Origin of the sequence: Lactococcus sp. DD01 (assembly GCF_001578715.1) — a bacterium.
Taxonomy (GTDB): Bacteria; Bacillota; Bacilli; order Lactobacillales; family Streptococcaceae; genus Lactococcus; species Lactococcus petauri.
Genome location: NZ_KQ968939.1, coordinates 1,250,224 through 1,269,473, shown reverse-complemented (window position 1 = coordinate 1,269,473; position 19,250 = coordinate 1,250,224). Strand labels below are relative to the sequence as shown.

Sequence of the window (19,250 nt, the reverse complement as noted above, 5' to 3'; positions counted from 1 at the left end):
AACAATAGACGCATTATATCCCACTCATGGAACGCAAAGAGTCGAACAAGCACAGTTTAACCCATACACTAATACATGGACGGTGTGGACGAACCTAGGCACTTGTCGCACATTTAATACAGTAACAGCATTTGCTAGATATATGAATGAGGGGTAAGGATATGACAAAACCAGATTATATTGACATCGTAAAGAAAAATGAAGCCGTCGCAAAGCACCGCAGATTTATTACAACAAAAAACGGAAAAATTAGAGGATTTCTGCAAGAAAATATTATTCTACTTTCTACTTCTGAAAGTGGGTTTAAAATGAATAAATTGGGATTTCCTGTAAAAATGACCGTTAGCAATGGCTTTGTGGAGCGTTGCCAAGTTAAGCAAGAAATCAAACGAGTACATAAAAGTTTAAGTGCACCAGAAGGAGTACGTTTATTATCTGAACTCGTTGAAAAAGATATTCGAGAAATAAAACCTAATTCGCCATGGGACGAATGGTACAGGGTTTTTGCTTATGAAAACATCTATCAAATTGCCTTTAGTCGAGGAGTAAAGCAGGAACGTCAACGTAGAAAGCAGCGTGACAATATCGGAGCATTGACTGGCAATGATATGAACGACTTAGCCAAAGCTCTAGGGATAAGTGAAAATAAGCTCATAAGCGCGTGCCTAGAGCTTTCAGTAAAACGGAAAGGCGGTGTAGCATGAGGTCACGATATACTCTCAAAGATTTACGCAATCTCGACTGCCTAAGTATCGAAGAACTGTCTTGCAAAACTCTTATACCAAGCAAAACATTGGCAGAACTTGAAATTGATAGTTCAGATATTGATTATAGGACATTAAAAACACTGGTACAGTTTTATTGCATATCTTTTGACTATATTTTTCTAGGTAAACAGTCTGAGTTTGAAGCACAACAACTTGATGAAATGATACGGCACACCCCACTATCAAGACGAATTTCTGCATTAGAGGTCTTAAAACTTGAAAAGAAATTGGGATTGAATGCTACTTCTCTTTACCAAGCAATATTAGAATTATCCAAGGAGGGCAGCAATGAGTTTACTATCTGAACAAGCTGAGCAGGAACTCACTCAATCAGTATTAAGTCGATTAGACAAGATGATTGATATTAAGCTGCAACAAGCAGACAAAATCAAGTATAAGAAAAAAGCTGACTTGAAGCGGAAATTAAAAATCAACGAAAATTACTATCAGAAGCTGGTTAAAGCTGGTCTACGTGAAGTTATCCTTGAAGACGGCGATAGAACTATCTGGAACTCAGAAGAACAATTTAACCAGCTCATGGATCAATTAGCAGAATAAAGGGAGAGACACAATGAAATTAAAAGATTTTCCAAAGATTGACCAATCTATTATCACGGCTATGAAGTCACATATTGGCATTGATAGAGCCATTAAATTAAATACCTTAGCCCAACAGCTTAAACTCACAGAGCGAGCTTTACAGGGGCGTATTGAGGTGCTACAAGGTATGGGGTGCGCCATTGGCTCAATTGATAACGGTTATTTTATCCCCACGACTGAGGAAGAAAGACGACTAGGGATCATCAAGAAAATGCGCACAGGGAGCAGCATATCTCGCGCAGTGGACGGTTATAACCTTGCTGAGTTGAACTGGCTTGACGAGTTGGAGGGGGTAGAATGACGCAGGAACTAGAACAACAACGTATAGCATGGGAAAAGTTAGAAAAAAACTTAAAAATTACTATTGATTTACCATGGGAGGATTTCGATAGTCCCGATAGTGGAAAAATACCGAAAGAATTAGACAAAGTTCATGTTTTACACCGTGATGTCTATAAATATCCCATTATCATTAGTAAAAATACTGATGTTGATAATGGAAGAATGAAGCACCCCAGCTTATATCTTAATAATGGATTAACTGCTTTAGCTGTTGGATATGGCACACTGACTTCTAAAAAAGTGAGTGGCGAAACCGAGGAAGAATCTGAAAGGAAAGAGGCAGCAATCAAAGACGAAAGCGCCCCACGGTTCGTTAGTGCTATCCTCGACTACCTACATGGCACTATTGCTTTTAAAGATGACGAACTTTTTGCAATCAATGGCCAGCAACTTATTAGATTGTCAATTACTGCACTGGGTAAACGATATAGGACAAGTCAACGCAGTTTGTTCCAGGCTGATGATGTTATGAATATTTTAAAATTTATTCATTCAAAATTAGATATTAAGCCTGTTAAAGTCATAAAAACGGCAGTAGTCGCTGCTGCTGATTTCCAAATTGATTTCACTCAAAAGAAGCTTTATCAAAATACATTTCCCAAGGCGGATGAGTGTTACTTTAAATATTTTGAAGGACAAAACTACAATCACATTAGTAATTTGACGATTAAATATGCGGAGTTTTTATCAGAAGTAACCGACGACTACGACAGTTTGCACAATGCCAATTTACAGCCTGTATATCAAATGCTGGTTGCTTGTGGATTGATGAAAAAAGATAAGTTTTTTGTCTCAAAATCAAGAGAACGTACAGGAAAAGGACTTAGAAACGGTATTATATCTTCGCTTTTTGACACAAAGACAGTCAATCTTAACGAGTTGGCAAATAAAGCAACGGGAGCAATGGCTTGGGCGAACTTAGACGGCAAAGAGATGTATTTAGCTACCGAAAGCGCAGGGCTTGATCGTCAACTTGAAATTATGCTTAAGATAATTGCAACCGAAACTGTGGCACAGGGTCGGAAGCAAGGGCATGATTATGCTGAAGTTGATTTAAGCGGTGTGCTTTCAATCGATACTAATGAAAAAGTTCTCTTTTCTTCTGGTATGAAAAGCAGGGCGGTAAACATTGCCTTTAAAGACAGACCAGCAGACGAAACAGACGAAGAACGAAAGGCGTGGTTTGACCCATACGCTAAACCATTGACAGAAGATAAAATCGCAGGCGGTTTGGCTGCATTACTCCATTCTTTTCTCTTTTGGAAGTCTCAGACTTTCAGATTTAATTTTAAACACGTAGAAATGAATAACTTTACTGGAGACGACGCCGAATTTGATGACGTTCAAGTTTACGTTATGGATAAGATGATTGCGGGTGATGAGATTGTTTTGATTACAAATAATGAGGAACTCAAGCAACTGCTTAAAGAAACTTATGTAGGGAAGACGAAACAAGTCGACAGAAAAAATGCACTTGATGAAATTGGAACAGCAGAACGGAAAGGGCCTATTTTCCACCCTAGCAACCCTGAACGGAAAAGCATTAGACATATCAGAAAAAATAATCCCAAACGCTTTCAAAGAGCCAGTACTGCTTATATGGAACAGACAATGGAAGAAGCGAAGTTTATCAATAACCCGTAAACGTACCCGCATTTTACCCGCATTTAAAAAATTGTAGAACCGCACTATTAAAGGAGTTACCCTCAATTACCCGTATTACCCGCATTTCTCTTATAGGAGTTATTTATATATAAATATATTATATATTTTAAGAACTATACCAATTTATAAGAAAAAATAATTTTTGTTTTAACTCTTGTAAGGAAAATCTAAGTTTTTGGGTAAATGCGGGTAATGCCTTGATATGACTGAATAGTTCACGGGTAAAGAAACGGGTAATTACCCGCAAAGTTTCGGGGTAATGCTGATAAAATACCCAAAAGAAAACAAAATATAAAAATTGGTATAGTTGAAACCACGCGCTACCGTTACCCAAACTAGAAAGGCATACTCATGAGAGACCGCGACCCAACAAGAAAGGTGTCCCCAAAAGTGGGGCGAGTTGAAAAGAATACGTTGAAAATAGAAAAGGATACCAAAAAATGACAGATATTATTAAATTTAAGCAAGAACACACAGAGCAACCACAGGAAAACATAAAATCAATTATCAAAGATTTGCAAGACATGACTTTTAAAGCTCACGAACTTTCAGCAGGAGATCTCGAAGTATTCGGCTCATTGGTAAGTGAAGAGCTTGACCGTCTTTTTGAACTCTTAGGAATGACAGAGTTAAGTATCACTGCAGAAGTTAAGGAAGCATTGCCAGCAACCACAATTAAAGAACAGCTACAAGATATTTATAGCTTGAATGACTCCATGATTACAGGCAATCCGTACCATATTCCTACTTATGATGACGGTACAGTGATTAAACAGTCAGATTTGGCAGACATGAATATGAATGCTTTAGACTTAATTGCTGAGATGTTAGGCTTTGAATTAGAAGAGGGTGCAACACCTTGGATGCGTCAAGAAAGTAACAATGTTGACGAGGTTTCTCCAGATAATGAAGCCCAACTCACTAATCTATTGTGCTTTAAAAATGTGAAAGAGTATATTTTATCAACAAATCCAAGCCAACAAATGCAAGTCGAGTTAGAACATGCTTTCTCAATTATTGAAATGAGTTTGGGCATGGTTGGAACAATCAAAGAGTAGTACTAGGAGAGAATACAACAATGGCAATTACAAAAGAAATGAAAACAAAAATGGAAAAACTCAAAGCTGAAAACAAAGCGTTAAAAAAGCAAAAATCTGAACAACAAAAAGCGAAAGCTGAATCGAAAAAAATTCCTGCATTCATGGATTTCAAATCAAAATATTAAGGAGACATTCTAATGATAATTTTTAAACACAAGAACGGCGGTATTGCAATCCCAATTCAAGAGTTCCACAAAATCCAACAGAAAAATCTTATCGAAATTAAAGAAAACGGACGCTGCATTAAAGACTTTGACAAACTATCTGCGTATTATCCAGAAATTCGTTTCAAAAACGTTTATCGCGCTAATGAAGACGGAACAATAGATATTATAATAGATTCAAATATAGCTACTGAGATATCATCTGGATTCTTAGGTAGACATTATTATAAAGTACTACGTATCAAAAAAGAAAAAGGGTTCTTAGGTTCTGAAAAATGGAAATATATTGAAACTGTACAACTGCCAGAACGTGAGATTATTCAGAACTTCTATGATTCTTTACCAATTTCAGATATTGAAGATATTTTTGAAATGCTGATTCAAAATAAAAATTCTTACTTAACCAATATGGAAGTAAGTTAAAGATTCTCTAAGAATCAATAACCCGGTCTTCTGACTGGGTTTTATAGCTTAATCGGCAGCAAATGACCGAAAATAACATAAAATGACATAGATTAGGGGGATTTATCCAATGAAAAGGAAGAATTTACTGAAACAGGCAAGCAAGAAATTTGTTACGAATGACAATGACGAAAGCAAAACTAATCGCACTTGGATATGGGTACATGATTACTCCGTATCCCGAGGCGGCAAGCGGTTCAATTTTAAAAATATCACTACTCAAAAGCAATGGGACGAAGCTAAGCGTAAGGCAGGGTTAGGGACACAACCTTTTAAATATCCGTATATTATTAACCTAGGCTGTGATACCAAAGAGGAAGACGAACGAATTAAGAAGCTTTTTGACAAGCTGATTTTATAGAAAGGAGGTAATCCACGTGGCAGGAAATACTAAAAAAGAAAAGTTCATGCAGTACCTGCTGACTGAAAGCACACGACAGAATGCAATAAAAAAAGCTAATATCTCAGATTCTACTGCTTATCGTTGGTTAAAAGACCCAGAATTTAACCAGCAGCTCTTAGAATTACGGCGCAGTATGATGTCAGAAGTGACAACCAGCTTACAGAGGAAAGCAATGGAAGCCGTCAACGTCCTATCTGAAATCATGAGTGATCAAGAAGCGCCAGATTATGCGCGTATTACTGCAGCAAAGTCTATACTCGACAATGCTTACAAGGGGCTTGATTTGGAAGATACTCAAGTTAGGTTAGATGTCATTGAGGAGGCAATGCAGGAGGCTGAGAAAGGCCAGTAGCACGCGCTTTTGATGTTATAGTACAAATCCTATCTAAAATACAATAGAATGCTCACAGCACGAAACTGTGGGCTTTTTTTGATGATTTCGCTCTTTAAACAGTTAGGATGTTATATAATATTATTTGTTAATTATTATATAAAGGAGTTACAAAAATGAAACAATTAAAAAAAGAGATTAAGAGAATTTTACCAGTGTTTGTTGAATTATTAATATTTTTAGCTTATGTTTCCACTCTAAGCCTATTCCACACTCAATTATTATGGGGAATAATAACAGCAGTATCTATATTATTATTAATTATTGTATTAATATATGTCATAAAGTCTAACCGAGCAGAAGATATAAAGAAAAGATTGATTACTCATGCAATATTAAACTTAATTTTTTTGATTTCTCTACTTATCACACTAATTTTTTTCAGTAATAGCGCTTTCTACAACACTTATTTCTTTGGAATAGCTTTAAATTTGGGTATAGAAGTTGAATTTATTTTTTATTTGGGTATATCTGAGTTATTCTCTTCTTGGCTTAGTACGGTATTGTCTTTCGCTTCTATAATAGTATTAGTTATCACATCTTTTATCATAGGAACGGTAACTAAGGATAACTGGATTATTATTGGTTTATTCGGAGCTTTTTTAAATCATATATTAAGTCCATATAACTTACTAGCTGCTCAAAATAAAGATGATAAAGAAATAAAAGCCATAATAACGGAGTACAAACTCAACAATAAATTTTGGATATTAAAAGGGATCGGGCTTTCTATTATTCTATCGTGGGCTGGTTCAATATTTATGTTTAATGGTCTTTCTTATCACGACAAACCAATTCCGCAAGTATTAGTTATATTTATTGGTATTTATATTTGTATGATATTAGCTTTTATTATCCATTTTATATTTAGTAAAATTATTATTGAAATTGGAGAAAAACAACAAAAATAGAACAGAAAGATAATCAAAAGAAGAAAAATAAATAAAAAGCACTATTGAAGTGCTATTCATGTTCTCAATTTTGCCTGGACGGTGTGAATTTTTGACAGAGTTTTTAACAGCGTTTCAAAGCTCTGTTATATGTTTATATGTAATCTTAATTATATAAAATAGTTAAATTTATTGTATAAATGCGCGTGCGTATCCCCATGGTTAAGCGATTTTATAATACCTGGATTTACTCTGTTTAAAAATGAAGTATAAGGAAACCTTAAGTGTATAAGTCACTTAAGGTTTTTTGGTTTTACGAAGTCATCTTTGACTGCTTATTTTTAATGCATGCTGCTTTTATTTATTATTAGAAAGCATTATAATATAGGCAAAGCAAGGAAGGAGAAATCTTGATGAATTACAAAAATATTTTGGTTCCCATTGATGGTTCAGACAACTCTTATAAAGCACTCCAAGAGGCAATGGAAATCGCACGTTTAAACGATGTAGAACTCTCGGTCCTAACGGTCCAAGATGACGGAAAATTATATGGGCATGCCCTGCCGATTCTTAAGCACAATTATACAAAAGCTTCCGAGATGATCTTGCAAGAAGCAGTAACTATTGTAAAAGACAATGTCAAAGTTCAAACCTTTGTGGTAGTAGGTATTCCTAAGAAGCAAATTGTTGAATTTGCAACGGAGCAGAAGTGTGATCTCATTGTGATGGGGGCAACAGGTTCTAATTACTTTGAGCGTATGACTTTGGGTTCTACAACAGCCTATGTTGTAAACCATGCACCTTGCAATGTTACTGTTGTGAAGTAAGTAGTGTATGGAGCTTCTCTTTTCTTCTTTCAGGAAATATGTATAAAAGTAACCACCTTTTCAGGTGGTTTTTTGTGAGACCTTAACGATATGGAGGAATAAATTTCAAAAACGACAAATGGCTAAATTACGCCACCTTTGTTATAATAGGAGAGATTAATCGACAAGAGGAAAAAATATAAATGAATGAATTTACTGTTAGAGCACATACGAATATTGCCTTGATTAAATATTGGGGGAAGGCGGATGTGGCGCTGAATATTCCTACGACAAGTTCCTTATCAATGACTTTGGATCAATTTTATACAACGACATCTGTTGCTTTTACTGACCAGGATCAACTGATTTTAAATGGGGTGAACACCGATGCTACTCGTGTGCATCAATTTTTAGAAATGCTTCGTGCAAAGCATGGTTCTTTTCCAGGTGTTTTAGTCACTTCTGAAAATCATGTGCCAACTGCTGCCGGACTGGCTTCCTCAGCCTCAAGCTTTGCCGCATTGACAGGTGCCATGTTTGGACTCCTCGAATTACCAGCCGATTTGACAGAAATGTCAAGAATTGCACGGCGTGGCTCTGGTTCAGCTTCGCGTTCAGTCTTTGGTAACTTTGCTGTTTGGAACAAGGGTGAAGACGACGTTTCCTCTTATGCTGAGAGCTTTTATGATGAGGATATCCACTTGTCCATGATTGTTGCTGAAATATCAAGTGCCCAAAAGAAAATGTCTTCAACACGGGGGATGCAACTTGCTCAAACTGCTCCGACCTACAACGCTTGGGTAGAAAAGTCAGCACGTCAGCTTGAAGAAATGAAAAGTGCGATTCGTCAGGCAGATATTGAAAAGATCGGTTTACTCGCAGAAAATAATGCTTTGGGTATGCATGAACAGAATCGCCTCTGTGTGGAACCTTTTGATTACTTTACTGAAGATACTAAACGGATTATTGCCTTTACGCAAGAATGCTATAAAGCAGGACTCTTGGCTTTTGTTACCATCGATGCTGGGCCAAACGTTAAAATTATTACAGACAGAGCGACAGAGAAAGTACTTCTAACAAAACTACGGGAAAATTTTCCAAATATTAATTTTGATATTGCACATGCGGGGGGCGGACTTGAGTACTTATAAAATAGATGTTCCTGCAAAACTTTTTATTGCAGGAGAATATGCGGTTACTCGTCTAGGAGGTTTAGCTCTGGTAACGAGTCTTGAGAGTGATTTCCAAGTGGTTATTTCAGAAGTAGAGGGCCACAGTCTTTTAGAAACGAATGTGGCAATGCCTGCTCATGCCTTCTCAGTAAAGGAAATTAAACCTGAGCACAGCGGGCCTTGGAATTTTGTCATGACGGCTATCAAGTATATGAGTAAAGAAGTTGAATTGACCCGGGAATTTCACTTGGAAATCAAGAGTGGACTGGGTTTTGGCGAAAACAAGAAGGGTTATGGCTCATCAGCTTGTGTCGTTGTCGGCGTTGTGAATGCACTCAATCTTTTTTTTCAGCTCAATCTTCCCTTGAAAAAACGCTTTGAAATTGCGGCCCAAGCACATTATGATGTGCAAGGGAGCGGTTCTCGTGGCGATGTTGCTGCAATTATGTATGGTGGCAGTATTTTCTATGAAAATCATCAGCGAGTCCTTCCGCTAACGATTCCTTGGCAGCCTTATGTTGTCCAAACTGCTCAATCTGCGAAGACAGTAGAAAAATTGAAACATCAACTTTCTGAGGCATTTTATGTTAAAAGTGATGAACTTGTTATTGAAATAAGTACAGCTATTGATATGCAGGATTTCGCTCTTTTTAAAGAGAAACTCCTCGAAAATCAACTTTTACTTATTGAGCACCAAGCAAAAGGCTATATGACTGATCAACTGGCTTTAGCTCTGAATATTGTGAATAGCCAACCCGAATTTGCTGGAAAGATTTCAGGTGCGGGGTTTGGTGAAAATATTATTCTTTTTGCAGAGCGTGAAGACAAGATAGTCGAGTTAAGGAGCGCTCTTGAAGCAGAAGGAATGAAGCTTGAGAAAATAAGAATAGGAAAACAAAATGAGTAAAGAAATCCACGGACATCGGAAGGATGAACACTTATCACTTGGCTTAAAGTACTGGCGCGAAGGCCGAAATCGCTCAGAGTTTTCTGCTGCATTACGGGTTGTTCCCAATGGCTTGCCAGAAATTTCTACACAAGAAGTTGACTTATCGGTTACTCTTTTGGAACATAAGTTTGATTTTCCTTTTTACATAGAAGCGATGACTGGGGGATCTAAAAAAGGTGATAAGGTTAATTTAGAGTTAGTGGAGATTGCGGCCCACCATCATATATCAATGGCCGTCGGCTCGCAGTCGATTGCTTTGAAATATCCCGAATTGGCGGAAGGTTTCCGTCAAGTGCGTCAACATAATCCAAAGGGTTTCATTTTTGCAAATATGGGAGCAGGACACTCTTTAGAAAATGCACAAAAGGCTGTCGAAATGCTCTCTGCTGATGCTTTAGAAATTCATATTAATACCGGACAAGAGTTAGTCATGAAGGATAGTGAAGGGGATCGTTCTTTTTACTGGCTTGAAAATATTAATCGTATCGCTGAAAATTTAGATGTTCCTGTTGTAGTCAAAGAAGTCGGCTTTGGTATGAGTCAAAAAATGTTTAAGCAGCTTAGCCAAACAGCCATCGCTGGCATTAATGTTGGTGGTAAAGGTGGCACAAATTTTGCATGGATTGAGAGTGGACGGGGGCACAGCACCTTAGACTTAAATGATTTTGGCTTTACAGGACCCGAGAGCCTCATTGAAGCTCAATTGGCGCAAAATACTAAACCTCTGATTGCTACGGGAGGTATTGCATCAGCTACAGATATCTTGCATGCTCAACTTTTGGGTGCGCCTTTAGCCAGCTCGGCGGGGCATGTTTTATCCATCCTACATACCCAAGGACCTCAAGCCTTGGATGAAATGTTTAGCCACTGGAAAGATGATTTAACAAAGCTCTATACTTTGGTTGGTGCACGGGAGTATGATGATTTAACAGGGGTTGAATTTATCTATGACCGAGATTTGAAGTATTTTCGTGAAGAGCGAAAAGATAAGCAGATAATTTTGTAAACGGTTCTTATTTCTTTATAATAATAGTATATTAAAATTTAAGGAGAATACTATGGCTTATACACTTCCAGAATTACCTTATGCATACGACGCTTTGGAACCTTTCTTTGATGAAGAAACAATGCATTTGCACCATGACAAACATCACCAAACCTATGTAAATAATCTTAATGCAGCGATTGAAAAACACCCAGAATTCTTTGATAAAACTGTTGAAGAATTAGTGGCTTATTTGGACCGTTTGCCAGAAGATATCCGCGTTGCGGTACGTAACAACGGTGGTGGACATTTGAACCACACAATGTTCTGGGAATGGCTTGCTCCAAACGCAGGTGGTGCACCAACAGGTGACATCGCTGCAGCCATCGATGAAGCTTTTGGTTCATTTGACGACTTCAAAGCTGAGTTTAAAGCAGCTGCTACAGGACGTTTTGGTTCAGGTTGGGCTTGGTTAGTTCTCGATTACGGTAAACTTAAAGTTGTTTCTACAGCTAACCAAGATAACCCAATTTCTGATGGACAAATTCCAGTACTTGGTCTTGACGTTTGGGAACATGCTTATTATTTGAAATATCGCAATGTTCGTCCAGATTACATCGAAGCTTTCTTTAGCTTGATTAACTGGGATAAAGTAAACGAACTTTACGCTAAAGCTAAATAACATAAAAAAGAGCACCTTGGAGGTGCTTTTTTTGCTTTTCTGCTTTTTTCAATAAGAATTGGAATTAAAAAGGCGAACCCTGTTTTATAAATGCACTATTCATGCTATAATAGGAGCTATGAAATTTACAGAATTTAACTTTAAGAATTATATCAATGAAACGCTTGAGGCAATCAAGTTCGTTTCGCCAACCCCCGTTCAGGAAAAACTGATTCCTGTCGTATTATCAGGCCGTGATTTGGTAGGGGAATCAAAAACAGGTTCAGGAAAGACACATACTTTCTTGCTCCCTATTTTCCAACAATTGAACACAGAGCTTGATGAAGTCCAAGCCGTAATCACTGCACCATCTCGTGAACTTGCCACACAGATTTATCATGCAGCTCAAGAATTTGTCAAATTTAATGATGCAATCCGCGTGGTCAACTATGTGGGTGGAACAGATAAAGTGCGTCAAATTAAGAAACTTGAGTCTTCACAACCTCATATCGTGATTGGGACACCAGGGCGTATCCAAGATTTACTTAAATCGGGAGCTTTGATTATTCATACGGCATCGATTTTTGTTGTAGATGAAGCGGACATGACTTTGGATATGGGCTTCTTGACAGATGTGGATAAAATTGCAGCCAGCTTTGGTAAAAAAGTACAGATGTTGGTCTTCTCTGCAACTATTCCACAAAAGTTACAGCCTTTCCTTAAAAAATATTTGAATAATCCTGTCATGGAAAAAATTGCGAATAAGACTGTGATTTCAGACACGATTGAAAACTGGCTGATCTCAACTAAAGGCGCATCACATAACCAAATTTTACTGCAACTTTCGAAGGCAACCAATCCTTATATGGCAATGATTTTTGCCAATACAAAGGGACGCGTTGATGATATTCATCATTTCTTAGTCAACAATGGTGTCAAAGCAGCGAAAATTCATGGTGATATCCCACCACGTGAACGGAAACGTATCATGGCAAGCATCAAGAACTTAGATTATCAGTTTGTTGTAGCAACGGATATTGCAGCACGTGGGATTGATATCGAAGGTGTAAGTCATGTTATCAATGATGAACTTCCTCGTGATCTTTCCTTCTTTGTACACCGTGTAGGACGCTCAGGACGTAATGGTTTGTCGGGAACGGCGATTACACTTTACAGTCCTTCTGATGATTCAGCCATTCGTGAAATTGAAAAAATGGGTGTAACATTCCAACCTAAAGCTGTGAAAAATGGTGAGATTGTTGATTCTTATGATCGTGATCGCCGTGAAAAACGTACAGCCAAGACTGGAGAGTTGTCTAACAAAATGCGTGGTCAGTTGGCTAAGAGTAAGAAAAAAGTCAAACCAGGCTATAAACGTGCCTTGAAATGGGCGATTGAAGAAGAAAATACGAAAAAACGTCGTGCAGAGCACAATAAAAATGCACGTAAGCAACGTGAAGCCCGCAAACAAAAATTCTAATGAAAAAATTCTTTCGAGTTTTAGGGTTAATCTTTGCTTTGGGAACGGCCTATGGCCTTTTCTGTTTCTTTTTGATACGGAGTGATGCCGCTCATCAAGGAGACACAGCACAAGATTTTAAGACGATACTAGTTTTAGGCAGTAAGATTGAGCCAGATGGTCAGCCTGCATCTACTACGAAGAGCCGTCTTGATACTGCTTTAACACTTGCTAAGAGCAATCCTCAAGCTAGAGTTATTGTCACAGGTTATCGAAGTTCCGCTTCTCCTGTATCTGAAGCTGAGGGAATGGCCACATACCTCAAAGCACATGGTTTAAACTCTAGCCGAATCATTGAAGAAAAGAAAGCGCGAAATACTGTCGAGAATTTCGCGCTTTCTCAAAAGTATGTGCAAGGGAAGACACTACTTGTGACGAGCGACTTTCATCTTTATCGTAGCCTTTATTTGGCTTCCAAATTAGGCTATAAAAATGTGCAAGGTTATGCAGCGGAAAGTAAAACCCCTGCTTGGCAGACTATGAGCAATTACGCTAGAGAGTGTTTAGCTCTGGGTTACTATTTGATCAAATATACACTATTTTAAGCTAGATAAAGGAGTTTTTATGTTTCAACCTGAACAAATAAGCAAGCTTAATGAGCTCGAAACCTTGGTCCTTGATTTTATCATCAAATCTCCAGATAAGGTTCAAAAAGCAACGATTCGGAGCTTAGCTAGCCAGCTTCATGTTTCTACTACAACAATCGTAAGAATGAGTACAAAGTTGGGCTTTAATGGTTGGGCAGAATTAAAATTTTTTCTAAAAAATCAAAGCAAACCTAAAACGGCGGAAGAGCAGCATTATGACAATATGCTAGAATTTGATATGTTTTTACGCCGTATGAATTCTGAAAGTTATCAAAAGCGACTGACCGAAGCTGCCAAGATGATTGCTAAAGCAGATTATACCGTTTTTATGGGAATTGGGAACTCAGGTTCTTTAGCTGATTATGCGTGTAAATATTTTGTGAATGCAGGTTTGCGTGCCTTTGTTATTAATGATCCTTTTCAAGCTATCCAAATTAATGGCACAGGTAATGTCATTGCATTGATTTTATCGGCCTCAGGAGAAACGATTCAAATCATTAATAAGGAGTTGGAATTCAAACAAGAAGGTGCACAAATTATTTCATTGACAAATAATGAAGACAGTACAGTTGGCCGGCTGGCTGACTTGCAACTCTTTTACAATCTCACGCCGGAATGGTCTAAACTTTATCCGCTAGGAAATTTAACGACACAACTTCCTGTTGTTGCAGTTCTTGAAGTTCTGGCTCATAAAACGCTCCATTTTTTAGAGGAATAGTGCTCAATTTGTTCCAAAATGTGAAACATGTTTTAAAAAACTTGCAGTTTTTGCAAGTTTTTTTGTATTTATTGCAAAAATTTAAGCCACAAATCCTTAATTTAAGCCATTTTCTATTTGTTTCAATACAGGAAAGGTATTTCATATTATTGTTTGAAAGCCCTTTCAGAAAACGCTATAATATTCTTGAGCTCAAAAGAATAAGGAGAAAAAAATGGCAGAAAAGGTTATTGCACTGGCATGTGCAGCAGGTATGTCAACATCATTGCTGGTAACGAAGATGCAACAAGCAGCAAAAGAAGCTGGAAAAGATTATGAAATTTTTGCTAAGTCAGTAGCAGAGATTGATAACATGTTAGCAGGCTCTGGTTCGAACAAACCAGATGTGCTCTTATTAGGTCCTCAAGTTTCTTATATGAAAGCAGAAGTCACTAAGAAAGCGAATGCCGCAGGAGTTCCTTGTGATGTGATTAAGATGCAAGACTATGGCATGATGAATGGCAAAAATGTAGTGGCAGCTGCAGATGCCCTAATGAATTAAAAATAAAATTTTTGGAGTAAAAATATGAATAAATTTATCAACGAGAAATTAATGCCTCCGATGATGAAATTTTTGAACACAAAAGCCGTTACAGCAATTAAAAACGGTATGTTGTATCCAATACCTTTCATTATTATTGGAGCAATCTTCCTCATCTTAGCAAACTTCCCTCAACAAAATGTTGCGGACTGGATTGCACAAATTGGTTGGGCCCCTATTTTTAATCAAGCCTATGCTGCTTCATTTGGTATTATGGCCCTCTTTGCAGCTTTTGGTATTGCTTATTCTTGGGTGAAGAGCGAAGGCTATGAAGGCGCCTCTGCTGGTTTGACTTCTATTATTGTCATGGTTATGCTTCAACCAAGCACTATTTCAACAGTGACTAAAATTGCTGATGGTTCTGCTGTCGTGGGAGAGTATCAAGTAAGTGGTGTTATCGATGCAGCTTGGCTTGGTGGGAAAGGAATGATCCTCGCTATGCTTGCTGGTTTATTGGTCGGTTGGTCTTACTCATGGTTCATGAAAAAAGATATCCGTATCAAACTTCCTGAACAAGTGCCTGCAAATGTATCAGATTCCTTTGGTGCTCTTGTGCCAGCTTTCGTTATTACTTTTGTAGCAATGCTTATCTATGCTCTATCTGTATTGACAACGGATCAAACACCGATTGAATGGATTTATACTTTAATTCAAACACCTTTGCAACATGCTACAGACGGACCACTTGGTGTCTTCTTAATTGCATTCTTACCTGTATTTATCTGGTGGTTTGGGGTGCATGGTGCCACAGTTATTGGCGGTATCATGACTCCATTGCTCCTGGCTAACAATGCCGATAATCTCAAATTGTTCCAAGAGGGTAACTTATCACTTGATCATGGGGCACATATTGTTACGCAAGCCTTTATGGATCAGTTTATTACGGTTACAGGTTCAGGAATGACTTTCGGTTTCGTTATCTTTATGATTTATCGTGCGCGTTCTGTTCAAATGAAAACTATTGGTAAATTAACATTGGCACCCGCCTTCTTCAATATCAACGAGCCTGTACTCTTTGGTATGCCGATTGTTTTAAACCCAATCTTGGCTTTCCCATTCTTGATTGCCCCTCTCGTTTCAGGATTTGGAACTTATGCAGCTATTGCGCTGGGAATTATCCCTCCGTTTAATGGTATCTTCGTCCCATGGACAACACCGCCAATCCTTTCAGGTTTGATTGTCGGAGGTTGGCAAGGTGCAGCATGGCAAGCCTTGATGATTTTTGTGACAGGTGCCATATACTGGCCATTTGCTAAAAAATATGATGCGATTCTTGTACAACAAGAAAAAGAAGCATATGAAGCAGAGCAAGCTGAACAAGCATAATAGTGAGATGAGATTAAGCATTGACTTAATCTCTCTTCTATAAATGTAAACTCATCAAGAGCTGGGAGAGTTTACATTTATAGAGGGGAACTGAGCGTTTAAAAAAAGGGGAGGATGTTAAGAACTGAAGTATACGCAAGTTCAAACCTTGTAAAAGATTTAAAGTTAAATCAACAGAATTAGAGGAAAGAGAGAAGAAAAATGACTTTAAGAAAAGATTTCCTATGGGGCGGTGCAGTTGCTGCTCATCAACTTGAAGGCGGCTGGAATGCAGGAGGCAAAGGAGTTTCTGTGGCCGACGTTATGACTGCTGGAGCAAATGGTGTTGAGCGCCGGATTACAGATGGTGTCTTACCTGGTGAAAATTATCCAAACCATGAAGCCATTGACTTCTACCATCGCTATAAAGATGATGTCAGACTTTTTGCAGAGTTAGGTGTGAACTGTTTCCGTACATCCATTGCTTGGACACGTATTTTTCCAAATGGAGATGAAAGTGAGCCAAATGAGGAAGGTCTTCAATTTTACGATGATTTGTTTGATGAATGTTTGAAAAACGGTATTGAGCCAGTCATCACGCTTTCCCACTTTGAAATGCCTTATCACTTGGTTACCGAGTATGGTGGCTGGCGTAATCGCCGCTTGATTGACTTTTTTGTAAGATTTGCTGAAGTAGTAATGACCCGCTATAAAGATAAAGTTAAATACTGGATGACATTTAACGAGATAAATAATCAAGCAAATTTTGATCTGGATTTTGCACCCTTCACTAACTCTGGTTTGAAGTTCGTGGAAGGCGAGAACCGTGAAAAGATTATGTACCAAGCAGCCCACTATGAATTAGTTGCTTCTGCTAAAGTTGTAGATCTAGGACATAAGATTAACCCTGATTTCCAAATTGGTTGCATGATTGCGATGTGTCCTATTTATCCTGCAACATGCAAACCCGAAGACATGATGGCAGCACAGGTTGCCATGCAACGGCGTTTATGGTTTACCGATGTCCATGCGCGTGGTCACTATCCAAGCTATATGCTCAAATATTTTGAACGTAAAGCCTTTGATTTGGACATTACTTCAGAAGATATTGAAGATTTATCCAAAGGCGAAGTAGATTATATCGGCTTTAGTTATTATATGAGTTTTGCTATTAAAGATCAGGCTGAAAAGATTGATCCAAGTCTTAAGCTAAATTATATGCCAAGTACAGCTGAAAAAATGGAGAATCAAGAGAACCTGGGAGCGCCAACTTTTGATTATATTGAAAACCGAGATTTGGTAAAAAATCAATATGTCGAAGCATCAGAATGGGGTTGGCAAATTGATCCATTAGGTCTGCGTTATAGCATGAATTGGTTCAATGAGCGTTATGAAAAACCACTCTTTATTGTAGAAAATGGTTTTGGTGCTGTGGATAAAGTAGAAGAAGATGGTAGCATTCATGATCCATACCGTGTGGAATATCTAAAAGCACATATTGAAGCAATGAAAGATGCTGTCGAATACGATGGGGTAGACTTAATGGGTTATACACCATGGGGCTTTATTGATCTTGTTTCTGCAGGAACTGGGGAGATGAAAAAACGCTATGGTTTTATCTATGTAGATAAAGACAATGAAGGAAATGGCAGCTTGGAACGCTCGAAGAAAGATTCCTTTGAGTGGTACAGTCAAGTCATAGCCTCAAATGGAGAAAAATTATAATGGAACATACAAAACTAAAAGCTTTCCCCGATAACTTTTTATGGGGCTCGGCCTCGGCAGCTTATCAGGTTGAAGGTGCGCATGACGAAGACGGAAAAGGTCCATCAGTTTGGGATAATTTTGTCCGCATACCAGGAAAAACTTTTAAGGAGACAACAGGAGACATTGCTGTTGATCACTACCATCGCTACAAAGAAGATGTAGCACTTATGGCTGAAATGGGGTTAAAATCCTATCGTTTTTCGATTGCTTGGACACGTATTTTTCCTGAAGGTCGGGGCGAAATTAATCAACAAGGCTTACAATTTTATATGGATTTGGTTGATGAATTGATTGCTAATCATATCGAACCGGTAGTTACGCTCTATCATTGGGATTTACCGCAAGCTCTTGAAGAAGAATATCAAGGTTGGGAAAGTCGCCAGATTATTGAGGATTTTGTGCATTATGCGCAAACACTATTTACAGCTTTTAAAGGAAAAGTGAAGTATTGGGTATCCTTGAATGAACAAAACATCTTTACACAACATGGTTGGATTCTGGCAACGCACCCACCTGGAAAGGTAGATATGAAGCTGTTTTATCAAGTCAATCACCATGCAAATTTGGCTAATGCAGCTGTAATCAATGCTTTTCATGAAATGGATATGCCCGGTCAAATCGGTCCTTCCTTTGCTTATACACCAAACTACGCGATTGATTCTAATCCCCTTAATGTCTTGGCAGCTGAAAACGCAGAGGAAATGTTTGCTCATTTTTGGATGGATGTCTATTGCTATGGTGAATATCCTATTGTGGCTTTGAATTATCTTAAAGAAAATGATCTGATGTTTGAAACCGAGGAGGGTGATTTTGAACTCTTAAAATCAGCCCGACCAGACTTTTTAGGGATTAATTATTATCAAACTGCTGCCAATGCTTGGAATCCGCGCGAAGGTGGAGTCACACTTGGTAAAATGAATACTACCGGAGTTAAGGGCTCAGGAGGCGACCAAGGCATTCCGGGCTTGTACAAACGTGTAACTAATCCTGCTGTTGAACGTACAAACTGGGATTGGGAAATTGATCCAATGGGATTGCGTATCGCCTTACGTCGAATTACCAGTCGCTACCGCATACCTGTGATGATTACCGAAAATGGTCTAGGAGAGTACGACAAGCTTGAGGCAGGGCAAATTCATGATGATTACCGCATTAAATATCTGGAAAGTCATGTTAAAGCTATAAAAGAAGCCTTAACCGATGGTGTTCAAGTGATTGGCTATCATACATGGTCTTACACTGACTTACTCAGTTGGTTGAACGGTTATCAGAAACGCTATGGCTTTGTCTACGTGGATCAGGACGAAAGTATGGAAGGAAGTCTCAAGCGAATACCCAAGGATTCTTACTATTGGTATCAAGCGCTCATTAAAGAGAATGGGGATAGTATCTAAAGTCGTTCTCTGTCAGTATGAAA

23 protein-coding genes are annotated in these 19,250 nt (G+C 38.2%); all 23 read left to right on the top strand.

Going from position 1 to position 19,250, the window contains the following annotated elements:
- Nucleotides 1-161: 161 nt before the first annotated feature.
- The 23 genes from LACDD01_RS06130 to LACDD01_RS06025 all read left to right on the top strand — a co-directional run bounded on the left by LACDD01_RS06130 (nt 162) and on the right by LACDD01_RS06025 (nt 19,227).
- Nucleotides 162-704 (top strand): hypothetical protein, encoded by a 543-nt coding sequence (locus LACDD01_RS06130; protein ID WP_231863390.1) that lies wholly within the window; start codon nt 162-164, stop codon nt 702-704.
- The gene (locus LACDD01_RS06125; protein WP_061413765.1) at nt 701-1,072 is read left to right on the top strand and encodes a helix-turn-helix transcriptional regulator; all 372 of its coding nucleotides are present in this window, start codon (nt 701-703) and stop codon (nt 1,070-1,072) included. Before LACDD01_RS06130 ends, LACDD01_RS06125 begins: the two co-directional genes overlap by 4 nt.
- Complete coding sequence (locus LACDD01_RS06120; protein ID WP_061413764.1) at nt 1,056-1,325, top strand: hypothetical protein; 270 nt, start codon at nt 1,056-1,058, stop codon at nt 1,323-1,325. The genes LACDD01_RS06125 and LACDD01_RS06120 overlap by 17 nt, the downstream gene beginning before the upstream one ends.
- Before the next feature lie 13 nt (nt 1,326-1,338).
- The gene (locus LACDD01_RS06115; RefSeq protein ID WP_061413762.1) at nt 1,339-1,668 is read left to right on the top strand and encodes an HTH domain-containing protein; all 330 of its coding nucleotides are present in this window, start codon (nt 1,339-1,341) and stop codon (nt 1,666-1,668) included.
- Nucleotides 1,665-3,353, top strand: a complete 1,689-nt coding sequence (locus tag LACDD01_RS06110) for a hypothetical protein (protein WP_061413760.1) — start codon at nt 1,665-1,667, stop codon at nt 3,351-3,353. The genes LACDD01_RS06115 and LACDD01_RS06110 overlap by 4 nt, the downstream gene beginning before the upstream one ends.
- Nucleotides 3,354-3,814: 461 nt before the next feature.
- Entirely contained in the window at nt 3,815-4,432 is a 618-nt protein-coding gene (locus LACDD01_RS06105) for a hypothetical protein (protein ID WP_061413758.1), read from the top strand.
- A 20-nt stretch (nt 4,433-4,452) separates the two neighbouring features.
- Nucleotides 4,453-4,599, top strand: coding sequence for a hypothetical protein (locus tag LACDD01_RS11840; RefSeq protein WP_156468495.1), 147 nt, complete (start codon nt 4,453-4,455; stop codon nt 4,597-4,599).
- 12 nt (nt 4,600-4,611) lie between these two features.
- Nucleotides 4,612-5,061 (top strand): hypothetical protein, encoded by a 450-nt coding sequence (locus LACDD01_RS06100; protein ID WP_061413756.1) that lies wholly within the window; start codon nt 4,612-4,614, stop codon nt 5,059-5,061.
- Between the two features lie 109 nt (nt 5,062-5,170).
- Nucleotides 5,171-5,461 carry a hypothetical protein gene (locus LACDD01_RS06095; protein WP_061413754.1) on the top strand — a complete coding sequence of 97 codons (291 nt, stop codon included), beginning with the start codon at nt 5,171-5,173 and terminating at the stop codon, nt 5,459-5,461.
- Nucleotides 5,462-5,477: 16 nt separating this feature from the next.
- Complete coding sequence (locus LACDD01_RS06090; protein ID WP_061413752.1) at nt 5,478-5,855, top strand: hypothetical protein; 378 nt, start codon at nt 5,478-5,480, stop codon at nt 5,853-5,855.
- A 155-nt stretch (nt 5,856-6,010) separates the two neighbouring features.
- A complete protein-coding gene (locus LACDD01_RS06085) occupies nt 6,011-6,805 on the top strand; it encodes a hypothetical protein (RefSeq protein WP_061413750.1) in 795 nt (264 codons plus the stop codon).
- A 392-nt stretch (nt 6,806-7,197) separates the two neighbouring features.
- Nucleotides 7,198-7,611: a universal stress protein gene (locus LACDD01_RS06080; protein ID WP_061413748.1), complete on the top strand. Its 414-nt coding sequence runs from the start codon at nt 7,198-7,200 to the stop codon at nt 7,609-7,611.
- A 182-nt stretch (nt 7,612-7,793) separates the two neighbouring features.
- Nucleotides 7,794-8,741: a diphosphomevalonate decarboxylase gene (gene mvaD / locus LACDD01_RS06075; protein ID WP_061413746.1), complete on the top strand. Its 948-nt coding sequence runs from the start codon at nt 7,794-7,796 to the stop codon at nt 8,739-8,741.
- Nucleotides 8,728-9,669 carry a mevalonate kinase family protein gene (locus tag LACDD01_RS06070; protein ID WP_061413744.1) on the top strand — a complete coding sequence of 314 codons (942 nt, stop codon included), beginning with the start codon at nt 8,728-8,730 and terminating at the stop codon, nt 9,667-9,669. The genes mvaD and LACDD01_RS06070 overlap by 14 nt, the downstream gene beginning before the upstream one ends.
- Nucleotides 9,662-10,717, top strand: coding sequence for a type 2 isopentenyl-diphosphate Delta-isomerase (gene fni / locus LACDD01_RS06065; RefSeq protein WP_061413743.1), 1,056 nt, complete (start codon nt 9,662-9,664; stop codon nt 10,715-10,717). Before LACDD01_RS06070 ends, fni begins: the two co-directional genes overlap by 8 nt.
- Nucleotides 10,718-10,769: 52 nt before the next feature.
- Nucleotides 10,770-11,378 carry a superoxide dismutase gene (locus LACDD01_RS06060; protein WP_017369434.1) on the top strand — a complete coding sequence of 203 codons (609 nt, stop codon included), beginning with the start codon at nt 10,770-10,772 and terminating at the stop codon, nt 11,376-11,378.
- Nucleotides 11,379-11,496: 118 nt separating this feature from the next.
- Complete coding sequence (locus tag LACDD01_RS06055; protein ID WP_061413741.1) at nt 11,497-12,837, top strand: DEAD/DEAH box helicase; 1,341 nt, start codon at nt 11,497-11,499, stop codon at nt 12,835-12,837.
- Nucleotides 12,837-13,421, top strand: a complete 585-nt coding sequence (locus tag LACDD01_RS06050; RefSeq protein ID WP_061413739.1) for a YdcF family protein — start codon at nt 12,837-12,839, stop codon at nt 13,419-13,421. The genes LACDD01_RS06055 and LACDD01_RS06050 overlap by 1 nt, the downstream gene beginning before the upstream one ends.
- A 19-nt stretch (nt 13,422-13,440) precedes the next feature.
- The gene (locus tag LACDD01_RS06045) at nt 13,441-14,181 is read left to right on the top strand and encodes a MurR/RpiR family transcriptional regulator (RefSeq protein WP_019291335.1); all 741 of its coding nucleotides are present in this window, start codon (nt 13,441-13,443) and stop codon (nt 14,179-14,181) included.
- 214 nt (nt 14,182-14,395) lie between these two features.
- A complete protein-coding gene (locus tag LACDD01_RS06040; protein ID WP_019291334.1) occupies nt 14,396-14,722 on the top strand; it encodes a PTS sugar transporter subunit IIB in 327 nt (108 codons plus the stop codon).
- Between the two features lie 24 nt (nt 14,723-14,746).
- Nucleotides 14,747-16,087: a PTS sugar transporter subunit IIC gene (locus LACDD01_RS06035; RefSeq protein ID WP_019291333.1), complete on the top strand. Its 1,341-nt coding sequence runs from the start codon at nt 14,747-14,749 to the stop codon at nt 16,085-16,087.
- A 201-nt stretch (nt 16,088-16,288) separates the two neighbouring features.
- Entirely contained in the window at nt 16,289-17,791 is a 1,503-nt protein-coding gene (locus LACDD01_RS06030; RefSeq protein WP_061413738.1) for a 6-phospho-beta-glucosidase, read from the top strand.
- Nucleotides 17,791-19,227, top strand: a complete 1,437-nt coding sequence (locus LACDD01_RS06025; RefSeq protein WP_061413736.1) for a glycoside hydrolase family 1 protein — start codon at nt 17,791-17,793, stop codon at nt 19,225-19,227. The genes LACDD01_RS06030 and LACDD01_RS06025 overlap by 1 nt, the downstream gene beginning before the upstream one ends.
- Nucleotides 19,228-19,250 lie beyond the last annotated feature (23 nt).

Bases quoted from the DNA above. Each gene is read 5' to 3' on its own strand.
- LACDD01_RS06045 (WP_019291335.1), top strand. From the start codon at position 13,441: ATGTTTCAACCTGAACAAATAAGCAAGCTTAATGAGCTCGAAACCTTG.
- LACDD01_RS06050 (WP_061413739.1), top strand. From the start codon at position 12,837: ATGAAAAAATTCTTTCGAGTTTTAGGGTTAATCTTTGCTTTGGGAACG.
- LACDD01_RS06120 (WP_061413764.1), top strand. From the start codon at position 1,056: ATGAGTTTACTATCTGAACAAGCTGAGCAGGAACTCACTCAATCAGTA.
- LACDD01_RS06035 (WP_019291333.1), top strand. From the start codon at position 14,747: ATGAATAAATTTATCAACGAGAAATTAATGCCTCCGATGATGAAATTT.
- fni (WP_061413743.1), top strand. From the start codon at position 9,662: ATGAGTAAAGAAATCCACGGACATCGGAAGGATGAACACTTATCACTT.
- LACDD01_RS06095 (WP_061413754.1), top strand. From the start codon at position 5,171: ATGAAAAGGAAGAATTTACTGAAACAGGCAAGCAAGAAATTTGTTACG.
- LACDD01_RS06025 (WP_061413736.1), top strand. From the start codon at position 17,791: ATGGAACATACAAAACTAAAAGCTTTCCCCGATAACTTTTTATGGGGC.
- LACDD01_RS06130 (WP_231863390.1), top strand. From the start codon at position 162: ATGACAAAACCAGATTATATTGACATCGTAAAGAAAAATGAAGCCGTC.
- LACDD01_RS06080 (WP_061413748.1), top strand. From the start codon at position 7,198: ATGAATTACAAAAATATTTTGGTTCCCATTGATGGTTCAGACAACTCT.
- LACDD01_RS06105 (WP_061413758.1), top strand. From the start codon at position 3,815: ATGACAGATATTATTAAATTTAAGCAAGAACACACAGAGCAACCACAG.
- LACDD01_RS06040 (WP_019291334.1), top strand. From the start codon at position 14,396: ATGGCAGAAAAGGTTATTGCACTGGCATGTGCAGCAGGTATGTCAACA.
- mvaD (WP_061413746.1), top strand. From the start codon at position 7,794: ATGAATGAATTTACTGTTAGAGCACATACGAATATTGCCTTGATTAAA.
- LACDD01_RS06115 (WP_061413762.1), top strand. From the start codon at position 1,339: ATGAAATTAAAAGATTTTCCAAAGATTGACCAATCTATTATCACGGCT.
- LACDD01_RS06060 (WP_017369434.1), top strand. From the start codon at position 10,770: ATGGCTTATACACTTCCAGAATTACCTTATGCATACGACGCTTTGGAA.
- LACDD01_RS06110 (WP_061413760.1), top strand. From the start codon at position 1,665: ATGACGCAGGAACTAGAACAACAACGTATAGCATGGGAAAAGTTAGAA.
- LACDD01_RS06085 (WP_061413750.1), top strand. From the start codon at position 6,011: ATGAAACAATTAAAAAAAGAGATTAAGAGAATTTTACCAGTGTTTGTT.
- LACDD01_RS11840 (WP_156468495.1), top strand. From the start codon at position 4,453: ATGGCAATTACAAAAGAAATGAAAACAAAAATGGAAAAACTCAAAGCT.
- LACDD01_RS06100 (WP_061413756.1), top strand. From the start codon at position 4,612: ATGATAATTTTTAAACACAAGAACGGCGGTATTGCAATCCCAATTCAA.
- LACDD01_RS06125 (WP_061413765.1), top strand. From the start codon at position 701: ATGAGGTCACGATATACTCTCAAAGATTTACGCAATCTCGACTGCCTA.
- LACDD01_RS06030 (WP_061413738.1), top strand. From the start codon at position 16,289: ATGACTTTAAGAAAAGATTTCCTATGGGGCGGTGCAGTTGCTGCTCAT.
- LACDD01_RS06055 (WP_061413741.1), top strand. From the start codon at position 11,497: ATGAAATTTACAGAATTTAACTTTAAGAATTATATCAATGAAACGCTT.